Below are 16270 nucleotides of genomic sequence, written 5' to 3'. Positions count from 1 at the left end.
TCCGTGGCGCTTTGAGTCGACGGTGGTCACGAAGCCGACGCTATCGAGCCTGCCTTGGGGAACCGTGTGCACTTCGCCCATGCGCCCCATGAACTCCCGGGCGTAGCGCGGGCTGTCAGCTGTCTGCCTGACTCGTCCGAGCACGCGTCCTACTTCTCTGGCTCCTTCCAGCGTGTCGTGGTGCCAGGGGTCGGGCACAACCCGCCGCAGGAAGACCCCGCGGCGTTCAGCGACGCGGTACTGATGCTCGTGCACTGATTCCGCGAGAACGCGGATCCCTGGCGCTACAGCATTTACCGCGAGCGGCTGTCGGCATACGAAACGCTCAGGGGTCAAGGAGAATTGGCGGCAATGCCTCGACCATTGCCATTGTCGTCGGATCGCGATGCACCAAGCGCTTCTGCTGCCACCTGGAAGAGCTCGCGAACGCGGTCGTGCGGGGCCGACATCCGTACGAGCCGGATGCCGAGCTGCTCACGGTCGACAATCGGGCGCAACACGAGACCCGGGCGTGCGTAGAGGGTGGCGACGCTGCGCGGCAGCATCGCGACGCCCCGGCCGGATGCCGCAAGCTCCACCGTTCCCTCGATTCCCGCGCAGCGCCGGTCTGCTTCGAAAGGGCCCTCGCCTTCCAGGTCACTCAGCCGCAGTCGCCGCTTTCCGGCCAAGCGATGGTGCGCAGCGAGGACGGCGAGCTTCGGTTCGGCGCCGAGCGGCACGCTGACCAGGCCGTCGGCATCGAACGGTTCACGTACCGCGGCGATGTCTGCTCGACCGTCGCGCACCGCGTCGGCGCCCTCATACCAAACGAGTTCGATCAGGGCGACATCCAGCTCAGGCGCCACCTGGCCGATTGCAGCCACGGCGGGCGCGACGCGCAAGCCGGGCGCGAAGCCGACCACGATGCGGTCGAGACCGCGGGCCGCTTGATGGGTGCGGCGGACTGCCGACGTCGCAGAAGCAAGCAGTCTGCGGCCCTCGTCGGCCAGCCGCTCGCCCGCCGGGGTGAGGGCAACGCGGCGGCCCGAGCGGTCGAGCAACCCGACGCCGATCTCGCGCTCGAGCGCCATCATCTGCCGAGACAGCACGGGCTGCGCGATGAGGAGTTTCTCGGCCGCGCGCCCGAAGTGGAGCTCCTCGGCGACCGCAACGAAATAGCGCAGTTTGCGAAGGTCGAGATCCATGCCCTGAGGGTATCGGACGTCCCGAGAAGGTATTGGACGCTGTGCATCGGCGACCCCGAGAGTGAACTCATGATCGTTCTCACCACCCCTACCGGCCGCATCGGCCGCCGCGTTCTCGAACGAGTGCTCCTCCGCGCCGATGAGCCCGTGCGTGTCATCGCCCGCAATCCCGACGCTCTTCCCGCCGACACCACCAGCCGCGCGGAGATCGTCGTCGGATCGCACGGCGATTCTGCGGTGATCGATGCGGCACTGACCGGCGCCGACGCGCTGTTCTGGCTGACGCCGCCTCCCTGGCGTGCCGAGGCACTAGAGAACGGCATGGAAGAACTCGCCCGGCCTGCCGCCGAAGCGGTGCGCCGCCATCAGTTGCGGCACGTCGTCGCGGTGTCGAACCTCGGACGAGGCGTCCCAGGCGAATCGGGACTTGTGCGCCACGGCCTCGCCGTCGAGGACCTCTTCGCAGCGACCGGCGCCGCGTTCCGCGCCATCACGTTGCCGGGCTTCTTCGACAACATCCTCAACGATGTCGCGGCGCTGCGCGACGGCAGCCTCACCGGCGTGCTGCGTCCCGACCTCAAAGTTCCCATGGTCGCCGTCGACGACATTGCGGACGTCATCACCGACCTCCTCGTCGACCGATCGTGGTCGGGTCGGCAGGATCGCCCGATGCTAGGGCCTGAAGACCTATCGATGTCCGATGTCGCCGCGATCCTGTCCGATGTTCTCGCGCGTCCGATCGAGTACACACAGATCGACCTCGACACGTTCCGCGCGGGGCTGCTCGCGCGCGGAGCGTCGCCGGCGATGGCGGACGGCATGGTCGGGATGATGTCGGCGAAGAACGCTGGGCTCGACAACGCGGTCACGCGCACCGCGCAGACGGCGTCGCCGACGACGTTCCGCGCCTGGGCCGAGCGCGAACTCGCGCCGCTCGTCGTCAGCTGAGCTGCATCATCCCGTGGCTGAGGGGAAGGGACTCGTGTGCGCTTCGCCCACGGGCCCCATGAACTGCGACCGGGGCGGATGGGCGCAGTTCCAAGCGAAAGCAGTTGGGCAGCGGGGTGCGCCGTCAGAAGCCCGCGTTACTCGGAGCCCCGAGGCACGTCTGCAGAGGCAGTTGGCGGCTTGAAACCACGCCGAGCAGGTGCAGCGGGGCGCCCGGACGGAAGCAGGTTGAATCGCAGCGGCGTCTCTTTCCCGAGCACGAAGACTTCGAAGGCGTGCTTGAAGAAGGCCTCCACCGGAGTTATGCCCTGCAGCACCAGGTCGATGTGAAAATGCACCCACAGCTGCAGCCAGCACGCGTCGTGCGCCCAGATGAACGAGTGCAGGATGCTGTTCCGGCTGATCTGCCGTTGCGCGGCCCTGTGCATCTGCCCTTGCGAGCGCTCCTTGCGTACGGCTAGGTGATAGACGGCCAAGTCGGCCGCATTCGTGGCACGCATCGGACCGAAGGTCGTCCACAGTGCGGTCGAGGAGGCGAGCACGGGGAGGTCCGGAACAACGAAATGGTTGTACAGCTTGGCCTTCGGGTTCAAGGTGAAGGCGCTCCCGTCCTTCCTCAGTTGCAGGGTGTCGATGCCGGTGCTGTTGCCAGTTGCCCAGATGACGAGGTCAGCCGGCACTTCGGTGCCGTCCTCGAGAACGAGGCCGTCTTCCTGAAAACGAACAGGGTTGCCAATCGTGTAAGGGACATCGCGGAGCTCTCGACGCTGAGTCGGACAAAGGAGCCCGCCGTGGAATCGTGTGAAGTCGGTGTGCGGACGCCCAAGCGAGTGCAGGTGACCCGACGACCAGTGCAGGATGGCCCCGAAGCGCCGCGAGACACCGGTGAAAAGCACGGTCGCCAAATAGGTGAGGCCACGGACCTTGTTCATCGGTGACGCATCGTGCAGCAATGCTTCGTACTTGTAGAACAGGTACGGTCTGCGCATCAGCCACGTGAAGTTCTCATAGCCGGCGCGTCGAAGGCTCAGCGCGACGTCACAAGCCCCTTTGCCGGCGCCGACCACGACGACCCGCTTCTTATCGCGCATGATCTGATCGAACTCTGCATCGGAGTACGACACCGTGTGCAGCTGTCGCCCGTGAAACTCCTCCGCGCCAGGCAGCTCGGGAATCGAACCGACGGCCGCCATCGACGCCCAGATCACAAGGTCGTATGGGCCGGCGGACCGTTCTTCGCCCGTGCGGCTGTCGGTGACGGTCAACGTCGCCGTGCGATTTGCAGACGAGTAATCCAGCGACTGCACCGTGCTGTTGAGCTGGCAGCGCGACGTCAGATCTCGAGCGTCGGCGAAGCGGTGGATATAGCGCTCCACCTCTTCCGCCATGACCTTGCCTCGCTGCACGTCGGGGTCGTCACTGTATGGAAACCCGTCGAACGACGTGACAGTCATGCTGCCGTGGATCTGAAGCCCGTGGTAACGCAGATGCGGGCTCCACGTGCCCCCGATATCGCTGAAACGCTCGAATACGTCTACCTGCTCAACCCCGATCTCGTTGAAGCGCTGAAGGCACTGCAGGCCGCTCCACCCGGCACCGACGATGGCAACGCGTAGATCGGCCGGCGACCGGCGGTAGCGCAGCGTCCTGCGCCAGAGCCGGCGGCCCACGATCGCAGCAATGAGAAGCGGGGAAAGCGCCAGCATGACTCGTAGAAGACCAGGCTCGTCGCGGCCACGAGCACCCAGCCGGCAGGGGCCCACCACGGCCAGTGCTCGATCGGGGTGCCCAGCTCGGAGAACGGTGTGACCTGCTGCGGTACATCAAAATGCGGCTCCGCCTGATCCGGCACGCCACTCACGGTTCCCATGGCCGGATGTTACTGCTCCCGCAGCGAAGGCATCCTCCGCGCAGCCGTTGCTCCTTCTACGTGGAAGCTCGGTCCCTCCTCGGGCGTCGGTGCGCTACGTCCTGCTTCTTCGCGCTGGTCAATTGAGCGCCGAGAAGTCCGTCGGGCTGAGAAAGACCGATTCGAGATGGTCGACGATCGGCCCGTTCTCTTCGGACCGGGCCTTCACGGCGACCCATTCGGGGTCGCTCGCGAACGCGTCCCAATACGCCGTCGCCGCCTCTCGATTCGGATACGCGAGGAGGTACACGAGAGTGTTCTGCGCCTGCCCATCGGCCGGCGTGAAGTATCCGACGTTCTCAATGCCGTGTTTCTCGAACAATGCCCTTGTGTGATTGCGGAACCGGGCTTGCAGATCCGGCAGTTTGCCTGGATGCGTGTAGTACGTGCGGAGTTCGAAGACGCGGGGACTGACCATTCGCCCATTCTGCCCTCGACTATCGAGCAACCGAGCCATATCCGGCGGGACGGCAGGTGAGGGAACGAATCGCCTCGATTCCCGTGCAACACTCGACCGTGAGGGGCAACGCAAGCGCCGACGAGCGCCACAGACGAACTCAGTCGAAGTCGAGGCTGAGCTTGCGGAGAAGAGCCGCCAGCCGGTTCTGGTCAGCGGGCGCCAACGTGCGCAAGAGCTCGGCTTCCGCGTCTACGAGTCGGGTGATCGCGGCATCCACTCGCGTGAGCCCCTGCTGGGTCATGCGCACGAGGATGCCTCGCCCGTCGTGGGGATCGGTCTGCCGCTCGACAAGCCCGCGCTCGACCAGCCGGTCGATGCGGTTCGTCATGGTGCCGGATGAGACCAGCGTCTGGGTGAGCAGCGCCTTCGGGCTCAGCTGATAGGGCGAGCCGGCCCTGCGCAGCGCGGAGAGCACGTCGAACTCCCACAGCTGAAGATCGGAGCGTCCAAATGCGCCGCGTCTGGCACGGTCCAGGTGCTTCGAAAGCCTGTCGACCCGGGAGAGCACCTGCAGCGGCGCGAAGTCCAGATCCGGACGCTCACGCTTCCAGGCGTCGACGATCCGGTCGACCTCATCAGCGTGCTCCGGCATCCCACCATTATCGAGCGTGGATGGAGCAGTTTCGAAGAAGCTCTCGCGCACGGCCGCTGCCTACCATGAGGAAAATTCACCGGAAAGATCGAAAGCACGAGGAGAGCTGTCATGGCTGCAACAGAGAAGACATCGACGAAGCCAACGTTCACTGCCGATGAGCGCGCGGCACTGAAGGAGTACTCGGAGGAGCTGAAGAAGACCGCGAAGCGTGGCGGAAAGGCCACACAGGAAGACGGCGAGCGCGACCTGCTCGAGAAGATCGAGGCGATGCCCGAGCCGGATCGCTCGACGGCCACGAGGGTGCACGAGATCATCGTTGCTGCAGCACCGGGTCTCACACTCAAGACCTGGTACGGGATGCCTGCTTACGCGGTCGGGAACGACACCATCTGCTTCTTCCAGCCCGCGAGCAAGTTCAAGGCCCGTTTCCCAACGCTCGGCTTCAGCGACAAGGCGAAGCTCGACGACGGCGACATGTGGCCCATCTACTACGCCCTGAACGTGCTCACGCCAGAGGTGGAGCAGCGCATCGCGGAGCTGGTGCGCAAGGCATCCGGCCAGGCGCAGGCCTAAGCGGGCCGGACAGCCGTTCAGGATGGCGAACTCGCGCTCCCGGATCTTCCCGAACGCGACGAGCCGAGCACGACGAGCCGGCGGCGGCGGCGTGCCGGAGGGCAGCGTGACTCTGGCAGACTGGATGGCGCGATCCGCCGTGGTGTAATGGCAGCACGACAGCCTTTGGAGCTGTTAGGTCTAGGTTCGAGTCCTGGCGGCGGAGCTCGTCGCCGACAGAGCGGCGGGGATCGCCGGCTACAGAGCGGCGGGCCCGGCGGCAGCGAGCGTCGGGAATACTTGTACGGTGACCGATCCGAATCTCGCCATCATCGTGCTCGCCGCGGGCCAGGGCACCCGCATGAAGTCCGCGACGCCGAAGCTGCTGCACCAGTTGGCAGGTGCGCCGATCGTCAGCCACGTGCTCGCAACGGCCAGCGCGCTCGAGCCGGCCGTCGTTCTCGCAGTCGTGCGCCACGAACGGGACCGGCTCTCCGAGGTCATCAGCGGTGATCTGCCATCCGCGGTCATCGTCGACCAGGACGAGGTGCCGGGCACGGGTCGCGCCGTCGAGCAGGCCGTTGACGCGCTGCCCGAGGGTTTCGCGGGAGATGTGCTCGTGCTCAACGGCGACGTTCCGTTGCTGGATGCCGACACCCTGAACGATCTCGTCGGTCGCCACCGCGGCAGCCGGGCGTCCGCCACCGTCTTGAGCAGCATGGTGCCTGACGCGGCAGGCTACGGGCGCATCGTGCGCAACGACGACGGCTCACTCGACCGCATCGTGGAGCACAAGGATGCCACGCCTGAGGAGCACGAGATCGGTGAGATCAACGCAGGCGTCTACGTCTTCGGCCTTAGTGCGTTGCGCGACCAGCTGGCGAACGTGACGACCGACAACGCGCAGGGCGAGAAGTACCTGACCGATGTGATCGAACTGCTCCGCCGCGCGGGCAGCGAGGTGCAGGCGGTGCCGCTCGCCGAGGCTTGGAAGGCCGAGGGCATCAACGACCGGGCACAGCTCAGCGAGGCGGGAGCGCGGCTCAACGCGCTCATCGTCCGCGGATGGCAGTTGAACGGCGTCACGGTGCAAGACCCGGCCACGACGTGGATCGACCTCACCGTGAAGCTCGAGAACGACGTGACCATCCTGCCCGGCACCCAGCTGAAGGGTGCCACGGTCGTGGCGAAGGATGCCGTGATCGGCCCCGACACCACCCTCGTCGACTGCGAGGTCGGCGAAGGGGCGACCGTGAAGCGCGCCGACGCGACGCTCGCTGTGATCGGCGCGCGCGCATCCGTTGGCCCGTTCTCGTACCTGCGGCCCGGAACCGTTCTCGACGAGAGCGGCAAGATCGGCACCTTCGTCGAGACGAAGAACTCGCACATCGGCGAGGGAAGCAAGGTTCCGCACTTGAGCTACGTGGGTGACACCACCATCGGTCGAGGGGTCAACCTTGGTGCCGGAGCCATCACCGCCAACTACGACGACCTGTCCAAGCACCGCACCGAGATCGGCGACGAGGTGCACACCGGGTCGCACAACGTGTTCGTGGCGCCCGTTAGGATCGGAGACGGCGCGAAGACCGGTGCCGGCGCCGTCATCCGCAAGGACGTCCCAGCCGGTGCGCTGGCCCTGAGTGTCGCCCCTCAGCGCAACATCGAGGGATGGGTCGAGAAGAACCGACCGGGCACGGCGGCCGCCGAGGTCGCGCAGCGTGCCAGGTCCGCACAGGAAGCGAACGATGGCTCGCAAAGACAAGACGGTTGATCTCGATCGGGAACGCGGCATAGCTCCTGGTATCGTCGCCAAGACCAAGAAGCGGCTCGTGGTGGCGGCGGGCCGTTCCCACCTGGACCTCGCCCACGAGGTCGCCGAGGCACTCGGCACCCAGATCGTGCCGACCGAGTACCGCACCTTCGCATCCGGCGAGATCCTGACGAGGTTCGAGGTCTCGATCCGTGGCTGCGACGTGTTCCTCATCCAGTCGTTCGGCCCCCCGGTCAACGAGTGGCTCATGGAGCTGCTCATCATGCTGGATGCCGCCAAGCGCGCCTCCGCGAAGCGCATCACCGTGGTCGCCCCTTACTATCCGTATTCGCGACAGGACAAGAAGGGCAGGGGTCGCGAGCCGATCAGCGCCAGGCTCGTGGCCGATCTGCTGAAGACCGCGGGGGCGGACCGCGTGATGAGCGTGGATCTGCATGCCGCGCAGATTCAGGGCTTCTTCGACGGCCCGGTCGACCACCTGTTCGCCAAGCCAGTGCTGCTCGAGTACTTCAAGCGCACGCTCTCGCCGCGAGACAGGGAACAGCTGACCGTGGTGTCGCCAGACACCGGGCGCGTGCGCGTCGCCGACCAGTGGTCGGACAGCCTGGGCGCGCCGCTGGCCATCATCCACAAGCGACGTGATCCGAACGTGGCCAATCAGGTCACCGTGAACGAGATCGTCGGTCAGGTCAGCGGCAGGGTGTGCCTGCTGGTCGACGACATGATCGACACCGGCGGCACCATCGTCAAGGCAGCTCAGGCGCTCAAGGCGAACGGAGCGGAGCGTGTCATCGTGGCTGCGACGCATGCCGTGTTCAGCGACCCGGCCACCGAGCGTCTGCAGGATGCCTCGATCGACGAGGTCGTCGTGACCGACACCATCCCGGTGGCAGCAGGCAAGCGATTCCCGGGACTCACCGTGCTGCCGATCGCGCCGCTCCTAGCGCGCGCGATCCACGAGGTCTTCGAGGACGGCTCGGTCACCTCGATGTTCGACGGCGCCGCATAGATCGCGGAGCTTCACACCTGCGGCGGGCGGGCAGAGGCGGCGGATGCCCGCTAGCGGTCGATGAGGATCGAGGCGATTCCCGTCGCGCAGGCCAGAAGGGTGGCGAGCGCCAGGAGCGCGAACGGCACGGCGGGCGCTGCCTGGGGAGGCCGGTCGTGATGCCGTCCGTTGCCGGCAAGCGCTCGGCCGCGCAGGTTGCCGTAGACCACGAACGCGGATGCCACGAGCAGCAGAACGACGCCCGTCACCGTGAGCACAACGGTGCCACTGGCCCAACCGTTGCGCAGCGCGAGCAGACCGTTGACCGCCAGCGCGAGGCACGTGCGCGACCAGGACAACGCGGTGCGCTCGCCCTGCAGTCCGGGGTCGCGCGCAGAGGTGGCGGTCATCGTCCGTAGACGGCGATGAGCACGGTGAGAACGGCGGCGACCGCGAGCACGACCGCGGCGATGAGCGGCACGGCCACGGTCAACGGCAGTCGTCGCCCCTGGCGCATGGCGATCTCGTTGCCGCGCCAGCGCAGGTAGGCGATGACCGCGAGTGCGGCCGACAGTGCGCCGAGCACGACGGAAAGCACGACCATGACCCAGTGCGGGCCGATCTTGGCGGAGAACTCTTCGAGGAGAACGGCGCCGGCGAGGATCGCGAGTGCTGTGCGGATCCAGGCGAGGAACGTGCGCTCATTGGCGAGCGAGAAGCGGTAGTCGGGGTCTTCGCCGGTCTCACGCCATTTGGGTTCACGCATGTAGTCGCCTCGGTTGCAGCACGAGGAAAGGGTATCGAACCGGCGAATGTCGCACGTGCTCGCTACGCTGGCGCGATGACCGCACAGCCCGCAGTCGTCGGAGGCTCCGGCGACACGACTCAGCGCGACTCCCGGGTGCTCTGGCTCCTGCTCGTGGCGACGTTCGTCGTCATCCTCAACGAAACGATCATGTCGGTGGCGATCACCGACATCATGCGCGACTTCCACGTGGATGCACGCGCTGGTCAGTGGCTCACCACCGCCTTCATGCTCACGCTCGCGATCGTCATTCCGATCACGGGCATTCTGCTGCAGCGCTTCAGCACCAGGGCTATGTTCATCGCGGCCATGACGCTCTTCAGCGCCGGAACGCTCATCGCAGCGACGGCACCCATGTTCGGAGTGCTGCTGGCTGCGAGGGTCGTTCAGGCGTCGGGCACGGCGATCATGATGCCGCTCTTGATGACGACGATCATGACGGTCGTCGTGCCGTCGAGGCGTGGACGCACGATGGGCAACGTCTCGATCGTCATCTCCGTCGCGCCTGCCATCGGTCCGACGATCGCCGGCGTCATCCTCAGCGTGCTCGCCTGGCGGTGGATCTTCTGGTTCGTGTTGCCCATCGCGGTGGCGATGCTGCTCGTCGGGGCGTGGCGGGTGCGGAACGTCTCGACGCCCGCGCAGGTGCCGATCGACGTTCTCTCGGTCGTGCTCTCTGTGTTCGGCTTCGGCGGCCTGGTGTACGGCCTCAGTCGTATCGGCGCGACGGAGCAGGGCGCGACGGACGGCGCTGCTCTGATGGTGATCGCGTTCGTCATCGGCGGCATCGCGCTGCTCGCGTTCGTGACGCGGCAGCTCATGCTGCAAAGACGTGACCGAGCGCTGCTCGATCTGCGCACGTTCGGCTCTTCCGTGTTCTCGGTGTCGATCGTCTTGATGGCCGTGAGCATGGCGGCGCTGCTGGGCACCATCATCCTGCTGCCTATCTTCATGCAGCAGGTTCTCGGGCTCGACCCGCTGTTCATCGGACTGCTCCTGCTGCCCGGCGGCCTCATCATGGGATTGCTCGCGCCGCTAGTCGGCAGGCTGTACGACCGGTTCGGGGCTGCGCGGCTACTGGTTCCGGGAGCGGTTGCCGTGAGCGCGGCGCTCTGGATGCTCGCCTTCGTCGGCGCGCACACCTCGCCCTGGTACCTGCTCGGCGCGCACATCGTGTTGAGCGTTGGGCTGGCGTTCTTGTTCACGCCGCTCTTCACGGCCGGTCTCGGCGCAGTTCCCGAGCGCTTCTACTCGCACGGCAGCGCCATCATCGGCACCGTGCAGCAGGTCGCGGGTGCAGCGGGCACTGCACTATTCGTCGCGGTGATGTCGGTGCGCAGCGGCGCTCTGCGTGACGCGGGCTCAAGTGTGCGGGATGCCACGGCATCCGGTATCGCCCTCGCGTTCACCGTGGGAGCTGTGCTCTCGCTCGCCGCAGTGGTGGCCGCGTTCTTCGTGCGAACGCCTGGAGCAGCACGGGCTGCGGAAGCGGCCGAGGCTGTGGCCGAAGCCAGCCTTTGAACGCGTTCGCCCCCTGTCCCATCGAGACAGGGGGCGAGAACGCGAGCGCTGACCGCGGACGAGCGCTGACCTGTTGAGCGCTCAGCAGGTGATCAGTGCGACGACGGCGCGGCCTCGATCTCGGAGCGGTCGCCCGACCACAGCGTGTGGAACACGCCGTCCTTGTCGACGCGCTTGTACGTGTGGGCTCCGAAGAAGTCGCGCTGACCCTGAACGAGCGCCGCGGGCAGTCGGTCGGCCCGCAGACCGTCGTAGTACGCAAGGCTCGAGCCGAACGCGGGGGAGGGGATGCCACCCTGTGCTGCGGCAACCACCACGCGGCGCCAGGACTCCTGGGTGCGCTCGAGGGCGTCCTTGAAGTACGGCGCGGTGAGCAGAGCGACAAGCGAAGGGTCGTCGGCGTACGCCTCGGTGATGCGGTTCAGGAACTGCGCACGGATGATGCAGCCCCCGCGCCAGATGGCGGCGATGTCGCCCTTCTTGATGTCCCAGCCGTACTGCTCGGCGCCTGCGACGATCTCGTCGAAGCCTTGCGAGTAGGCGATGATCTTCGACGCGTAGAGCGCCTGTCGCACATCTTCGACGAAAGCGTCGGCGTCCTCCACGTGCCACTGCGCGCTGGGGCCCGGGAGGTCGGATGCCGCCTTCCGCTGCTCCGGCTTGCTCGAGAGCGACCGCGCGAACACGGCCTCGGCGATACCGGAGACCGGGATACCCAGATCGAGCGCGGTCTGCACGGTCCATGCGCCGGTGCCCTTGGCGCCAGCCTGGTCGAGGATGACGTCGACGAGCGGCTTTCCGGTCTCGGCGTCGACCTGCCTGAGCACCTCGGCCGTGATCTCGATGAGGTAGCTCTCCAGCTCGCCCTTGTTCCATTCGGCGAAGATGTCGGCGATCTCGGAAGGGCTCTTGCCGGTTCCGCGGCGGATGAGGTCGTACGCCTCGGCGATGAGCTGCATGTCGGCGTACTCGATGCCGTTGTGCACCATCTTCACGAAGTGCCCAGCCCCGTCGTGCCCGACGTGCGTCACACACGGCTCGCCCTCCGCCACTGCCGCGATGGAGCGCAGGATCGGCCCGAGCGTGACCCACGACTCGTCAGAGCCGCCAGGCATGATCGACGGACCGTTCAGTGCGCCCTCTTCGCCGCCGGAGATGCCGGCGCCGACGAAATTGATGCCCGTCTCCCGCACCGCCTTCTCCCGGCGGATGGTGTCGGTGAACAGCGCGTTGCCGCCGTCGACGATGATGTCGCCGGGCTCGAACACCTTGACGAGCTCGTCGATGACCGCGTCCGTGCCGCGTCCGGCCTGCACCATGATGATCGCGGTGCGGGGCTTGGACAGCGTCGCGGCGAACTCCTCATAGCTGGACGCCGGAAGGAATCCCGCCTCCGGATGTTCGTCGCGCAGTGTCTGGGTCTTCTCGTACGAACGGTTGAAGATCGCCACGGTGTTGCCCTCGCGGCTGGCGAGGTTGCGGGCGAGGTTCGAGCCCATCACCGCCAGCCCGACAACACCGATGTTCGCAACGGACTTCACCGTATTCGACACTTCTGGCACGGCACTTCTCCTAGAAAGACGGGGCTGAACTCGGGGAGCGTCACCTGAGGTGGTATCCCACCCAGGGGTTTCCACTCTAGGGGACCCTGCATTCCCCTTCGTGTCGGGGGCCGCCCGCACAGCGCGACATCCGGAAGAATGGGGAGCATGACCGTCGTGCCTCCCGCCCAGCTGCCCGCCATAGTCCTCATGGGGGTATCCGGCGCGGGCAAGACGGTCGTGGGCGATGCCCTCGCGGATGCCTCTGGGCGCGTCTTCATCGACGGCGACGACCTGCATCCGGCCGCCAACAAGGAGAAGATGCGCGCGGGCATCCCATTGACCGACGCGGACAGGGAGCCGTGGCTGCGCACCATCGGCGAGCGCCTCGCCGTGGGCGACGGCGTCATCGTGGCATGCAGCGCCCTCAAGCGCCGCTACCGCGACCTGCTCAGGGAGTATGCGCCTGACACCTTCTTCGCTCACCTCGATCCGGAGCCGGACACGCTTCAGCAGCGGCTGGCCGTGCGGGTGCACGAGTACATGCCGGCCGGGCTCCTGGGCTCCCAGCTCGCGGCGCTCGAGCCACTCGGACCAGACGAGTTCGGTGCGGTGTTCCGCTCGGACGGGTCCGTCGGGCAGACCGTGGCAGACATCCGTGCCGCGCTTGCGGCCGACGTCGGCGAGGAGCGCCAGGCGCCCTGAGCGTCGGGCCCGGCACCGAGTGTCACGCGACCGAGCAGCAGTCGAACGAGCAGCAGTCGAACGAGCAGCAGTCGAACGAGCTTCAGACGAACTAGGTTCAGGCGGGCGACATCGCGGCGTCTTGGCCGGGTTGCAGCGGGAACACTCCGATGAATTCGACGGCGTCTTCGAGCGCGTCGAAATGGTCGATGCGAACGTCTTGCGGCTCGTAGAACACGTCGCCCGGCCCGAGGATGCTCTCTGCTCCGCCTGCGAACGCGTACCGCACGCGGCCGCTCAGAATGGTTCCGAAGACGGGACCGTTGTGCACATGGGCACCCGCTGGTGTGCCGGCGAGCATGCGGATGCGTCGCACCTCGACTCTGCCCACCGGCTCGGCCACCGGAAGGGTGACGTCCAACTCCACGGTGCGCGTGACGCGCTCGTTCGTCTCAGGCATGCATCAAGCTGTACCACCGACAGGGTTCGGACGGGCAGTGGCGGTGAACGCCCAGCGGCGGCCTGACACAATTGATCGGTGAGCGAGACGACGATCAGGCAGGCCGGGCGCGGCGCAGGGCGTGCGGACGGCGCCGATGCCGAGGCGACGTCACGGCCCCAGGTTCGGCCTACGACCGAGGGATGGACGCAGCAGCTCGCGGCCGACGGACGCCCAGCGCTGCAGTTCGCGTCGCCTCGCCGCAAGCAGCCCGAGACGCATCTCGCCGACCTCACCCCAGCGGAACGCAAGGCGAAGGTCGAAGAGCTCGGCCTGCCCGCCTTCCGCGCCAAGCAGCTTTCCACGCACTATTTCACGCATTGCACCACGGATGCCTCGGCCATGACCGACCTTCCGGCATCCGGCCGGGAAGAGCTCGTCTCCACTCTGCTGCCTCCGCTGCTCATGGAGGTTCGTCGGCTGCGCACCGACGATGGGCGCACCATCAAGTTCCTCTGGCGGCTTTTCGACGGAGCCCTCGTGGAATCCGTGCTCATGCGCTACCCGGGACGCATCACGCTGTGCATCTCGTCGCAGGCCGGTTGCGGTATGAATTGCCCGTTCTGCGCCACGGGCCAGGCAGGACTCACGCGCAACCTTTCGGCCGCCGAGATCGTCGACCAGGTGGTCGCCGCAAACCGGGCAATCGCCGACGGCGAACTCGGCCACCGCGCGTCCGGTCAAGCGGAGCGCGTACACAACATCGTCTTCATGGGCATGGGGGAGCCGCTTGCCAACTACAAGCGCCTGATGAGCGCCGTGCGCACGCTGCTCGCCCCACAGCCGGACGGCCTGGGCATGTCTGCACGTGGCATCACGGTGTCGTCGGTCGGTCTGGTGCCAGCCATCCGCAAGCTGGCGGATGAAGGCATCCCACTCACGTTCGCCCTTTCGCTGCACGCGCCGGACGACGGGCTGCGCGACGAGCTCATCCCGGTGAACTCGCGTTGGAAGGTCGACGAGGCGCTGGATGCCGCCCGCTATTACTTCGAGAAGACGGGCCGTCGCGTCTCCATCGAGTACGCACTCATCAAAGACATGAACGACCACGCATGGCGTGCCGATCTGCTAGCGCAGAAGCTCAACGAGCGGGGCCGCGGCTGGGTACACGTCAACCCCATCCCGCTCAACCCGACGCCGGGTTCGATCTGGACCGCGAGCGAGCAGGATGTCACGGATGAGTTCGTGCGCCGGCTCGAGGCATCCGGAGTTCCGACCACCCTCCGCGACACCCGCGGCAAGGAGATCGACGGCGCCTGCGGACAGTTGGCCGCTGCGGAATAGTAGAACCCTCAAGCACACACAGGAGGAATCCCATGCCCCACTTCGACGTCGTCGTGCTCGGAGCCGGCCCCGGCGGTTACGTCGCCGCGGTGCGCGCCGCGCAGTTGGGTCTGCAGGTGGCCATCGTCGAGCAGCAGTACTGGGGCGGGGTATGCCTCAACATCGGCTGCGTTCCGGCCAAGACCCTGATCCGCAACGCCGAGGTACTCGGTCTCGTCACACGCGAGGGAGCCGAGTTCGGCATCTCCGGCGACATCCACGCGGACTACGGAGTGGGCTGGGACCGCAGCCGCAAGGTGGCGGATGCCCGGGCCAAGGGCGTCAACTTCCTGATGCGGAAGAACAAGGTCACCCAGTACGACGGGCACGGATTCTTCACCGGCCAGAAGTCGATGGACGTCGCGCTCGCGGCCGGAGGAACCGAGCAGCTCACGTTCGACAACGCGATCATCGCGACGGGATCGACGGTACGGCTGCTGCCAGGCGTGACGCTGAGCGACAACGTCGTGACGTACAAGGAGCTCATCCTGACCCGCGACCTGCCGAAATCGATGGTCATCGTCGGTGCGGGCGCGATCGGTCTCGAGTTTGCCTACATCCTGGCGAACTACGGCGTGCAGGCCACCGTGATCGAGTTCCTCGACCGCGCGCTTCCCAACGAAGACGCTGACGTGTCGAAGGAGGTCACGAAGCACTTCAAGGCGCTCGGCGTGCCCATCCTGGCCTCGACGAAGGTGGAGACGGTCGTCGACGAAGGCAATCAGGTGACGGTGACCTACACGGGTGCGGACGGCGCGCAAGGCAGCATCACTGCCGACAAGGCGCTCATCTCGGTCGGATTCGCCGCCAACGTCACGGGCTACGGGCTGGAAAATACGGGCGTCGAGCTCACCGAGCGGGGCGCCATCGCGATCGACGACTACATGCGCACCAACGTGCCAGGCATCTACGCCATCGGCGACGTCACCGCCAAGCTGCAGCTGGCGCACGTGGCCGAGGCCCAGGGCGTCGTCGCGGCCGAGACGATCGGCGGCGCTGAGACCATGACGCTGGGCGACTACCGCAATATGCCTCGAGCGACATATATGCAGCCGCAGGTGGCGAGCTTCGGCCTGACCGAGCAGCAGGCGCGCGATGCGGGGTACGACGTCGAGGTGTCGACGTTCCCGATGCTGGCGAACGCGAAGGCTCACGCGCTGGGCGATGCCCGTGGCTTCGTGAAGCTCGTCGCCGACAAGAAGTACCACGAGCTGCTCGGCGGTCACATGGTGGGGCTCGATGTCTCGGAGCTGCTGCCGGAGCTCACGCTCGCTCAGAAATGGGACCTCGGGGCGCTCGAACTCGCGCGCAATGTGCATCCGCACCCGTCGCTTTCCGAGTCGATGCAGGATGCCTTCCACGGCCTCGTCGGCCACATGATCAACCTCTAGCGCCGTCGCCCACACGCTGCAGCGCGGTCTCGCGTAGGACCGCGCCAGGTTGCGACGAGAGCGCCACAAGATGTGGCGCACTCGCCGCAAGGTGGCGTA

At 66.6% G+C, this 16270-nt stretch carries 16 protein-coding genes and 1 tRNA gene; 9 read left to right on the top strand and 8 right to left on the bottom strand.

Going from position 1 to position 16270, the window contains the following annotated elements; translation table 11 throughout:
• Nucleotides 1-332 precede the first annotated feature (332 nt).
• Complete coding sequence (locus ACO2Q7_RS05030; protein ID WP_423354524.1) at nt 333-1184, bottom strand: LysR family transcriptional regulator; 852 nt, start codon at nt 1182-1184, stop codon at nt 333-335.
• Nucleotides 1185-1253: 69 nt separating this feature from the next.
• Between ACO2Q7_RS05030 and ACO2Q7_RS05025 the strand changes: the two genes are divergently transcribed.
• Nucleotides 1254-2132, top strand: coding sequence for an NAD(P)H-binding protein (locus ACO2Q7_RS05025; protein ID WP_423354523.1), 879 nt, complete (start codon nt 1254-1256; stop codon nt 2130-2132).
• A 137-nt stretch (nt 2133-2269) separates the two neighbouring features.
• Here the strand turns inward: ACO2Q7_RS05025 and ACO2Q7_RS05020 are convergent, their stop codons facing one another.
• From ACO2Q7_RS05020 to ACO2Q7_RS05010, 3 genes are all read right to left on the bottom strand, one after another.
• A complete protein-coding gene (locus tag ACO2Q7_RS05020) occupies nt 2270-3838 on the bottom strand; it encodes an FAD-dependent oxidoreductase (protein WP_423354522.1) in 1569 nt (522 codons plus the stop codon).
• A gap of 282 nt (nt 3839-4120) precedes the next feature.
• Complete coding sequence (locus ACO2Q7_RS05015; RefSeq protein WP_423354521.1) at nt 4121-4459, bottom strand: NIPSNAP family protein; 339 nt, start codon at nt 4457-4459, stop codon at nt 4121-4123.
• A 139-nt stretch (nt 4460-4598) separates the two neighbouring features.
• Nucleotides 4599-5093: a MarR family winged helix-turn-helix transcriptional regulator gene (locus tag ACO2Q7_RS05010; protein WP_423354520.1), complete on the bottom strand. Its 495-nt coding sequence runs from the start codon at nt 5091-5093 to the stop codon at nt 4599-4601.
• A 111-nt stretch (nt 5094-5204) separates the two neighbouring features.
• Between ACO2Q7_RS05010 and ACO2Q7_RS05005 the strand changes: the two genes are divergently transcribed.
• From ACO2Q7_RS05005 to ACO2Q7_RS04990, 4 genes are all read left to right on the top strand, one after another.
• A complete protein-coding gene (locus ACO2Q7_RS05005; protein ID WP_423354519.1) occupies nt 5205-5669 on the top strand; it encodes an iron chaperone in 465 nt (154 codons plus the stop codon).
• A gap of 133 nt (nt 5670-5802) precedes the next feature.
• Nucleotides 5803-5874 (top strand) — tRNA-Gln (locus ACO2Q7_RS05000).
• 81 nt (nt 5875-5955) lie between these two features.
• Complete coding sequence (gene glmU / locus ACO2Q7_RS04995; protein WP_423354518.1) at nt 5956-7419, top strand: bifunctional UDP-N-acetylglucosamine diphosphorylase/glucosamine-1-phosphate N-acetyltransferase GlmU; 1464 nt, start codon at nt 5956-5958, stop codon at nt 7417-7419.
• Nucleotides 7394-8428 carry a ribose-phosphate diphosphokinase gene (locus ACO2Q7_RS04990; RefSeq protein WP_423354517.1) on the top strand — a complete coding sequence of 345 codons (1035 nt, stop codon included), beginning with the start codon at nt 7394-7396 and terminating at the stop codon, nt 8426-8428. The genes glmU and ACO2Q7_RS04990 overlap by 26 nt, the downstream gene beginning before the upstream one ends.
• Nucleotides 8429-8478: 50 nt before the next feature.
• Here the strand turns inward: ACO2Q7_RS04990 and ACO2Q7_RS04985 are convergent, their stop codons facing one another.
• Nucleotides 8479-8817 (bottom strand): DUF202 domain-containing protein, encoded by a 339-nt coding sequence (locus tag ACO2Q7_RS04985; protein WP_423354516.1) that lies wholly within the window; start codon nt 8815-8817, stop codon nt 8479-8481.
• Nucleotides 8814-9173: a YidH family protein gene (locus ACO2Q7_RS04980; protein ID WP_423354515.1), complete on the bottom strand. Its 360-nt coding sequence runs from the start codon at nt 9171-9173 to the stop codon at nt 8814-8816. Before ACO2Q7_RS04980 ends, ACO2Q7_RS04985 begins: the two co-directional genes overlap by 4 nt.
• 75 nt (nt 9174-9248) lie before the next feature.
• On the opposite strand from ACO2Q7_RS04980, the gene ACO2Q7_RS04975 reads away from it, so the two are divergent.
• Entirely contained in the window at nt 9249-10733 is a 1485-nt protein-coding gene (locus tag ACO2Q7_RS04975) for a DHA2 family efflux MFS transporter permease subunit (RefSeq protein ID WP_423354514.1), read from the top strand.
• 92 nt (nt 10734-10825) lie between these two features.
• Here ACO2Q7_RS04975 and gndA read toward each other — a convergent pair whose 3' ends face one another.
• The gene (gene gndA / locus ACO2Q7_RS04970; RefSeq protein WP_423355965.1) at nt 10826-12286 is read right to left on the bottom strand and encodes an NADP-dependent phosphogluconate dehydrogenase; all 1461 of its coding nucleotides are present in this window, start codon (nt 12284-12286) and stop codon (nt 10826-10828) included.
• Nucleotides 12287-12442: 156 nt separating this feature from the next.
• Between gndA and ACO2Q7_RS04965 the strand changes: the two genes are divergently transcribed.
• Nucleotides 12443-12979 (top strand): gluconokinase, encoded by a 537-nt coding sequence (locus ACO2Q7_RS04965; protein WP_423354513.1) that lies wholly within the window; start codon nt 12443-12445, stop codon nt 12977-12979.
• A 97-nt stretch (nt 12980-13076) separates the two neighbouring features.
• Here the strand turns inward: ACO2Q7_RS04965 and ACO2Q7_RS04960 are convergent, their stop codons facing one another.
• Nucleotides 13077-13418, bottom strand: coding sequence for a cupin domain-containing protein (locus ACO2Q7_RS04960; protein WP_423354512.1), 342 nt, complete (start codon nt 13416-13418; stop codon nt 13077-13079).
• Nucleotides 13419-13511: 93 nt separating this feature from the next.
• On the opposite strand from ACO2Q7_RS04960, the gene rlmN reads away from it, so the two are divergent.
• Complete coding sequence (rlmN, locus tag ACO2Q7_RS04955) at nt 13512-14741, top strand: 23S rRNA (adenine(2503)-C(2))-methyltransferase RlmN (protein WP_423355964.1); 1230 nt, start codon at nt 13512-13514, stop codon at nt 14739-14741.
• A gap of 32 nt (nt 14742-14773) precedes the next feature.
• The gene (gene lpdA / locus ACO2Q7_RS04950; RefSeq protein WP_423354511.1) at nt 14774-16171 is read left to right on the top strand and encodes a dihydrolipoyl dehydrogenase; all 1398 of its coding nucleotides are present in this window, start codon (nt 14774-14776) and stop codon (nt 16169-16171) included.
• The last annotated feature ends 99 nt before the right edge of the window (nt 16172-16270 follow it).

Source organism: Rathayibacter sp. KR2-224, from assembly GCF_049446075.1.
In the GTDB taxonomy this organism is placed as follows: Bacteria; Actinomycetota; Actinomycetes; order Actinomycetales; family Microbacteriaceae; genus Humibacter.
The sequence above is the reverse complement of the archived record's forward strand: the minus strand, read 5'-3'. Positions and strand labels throughout refer to the sequence as shown.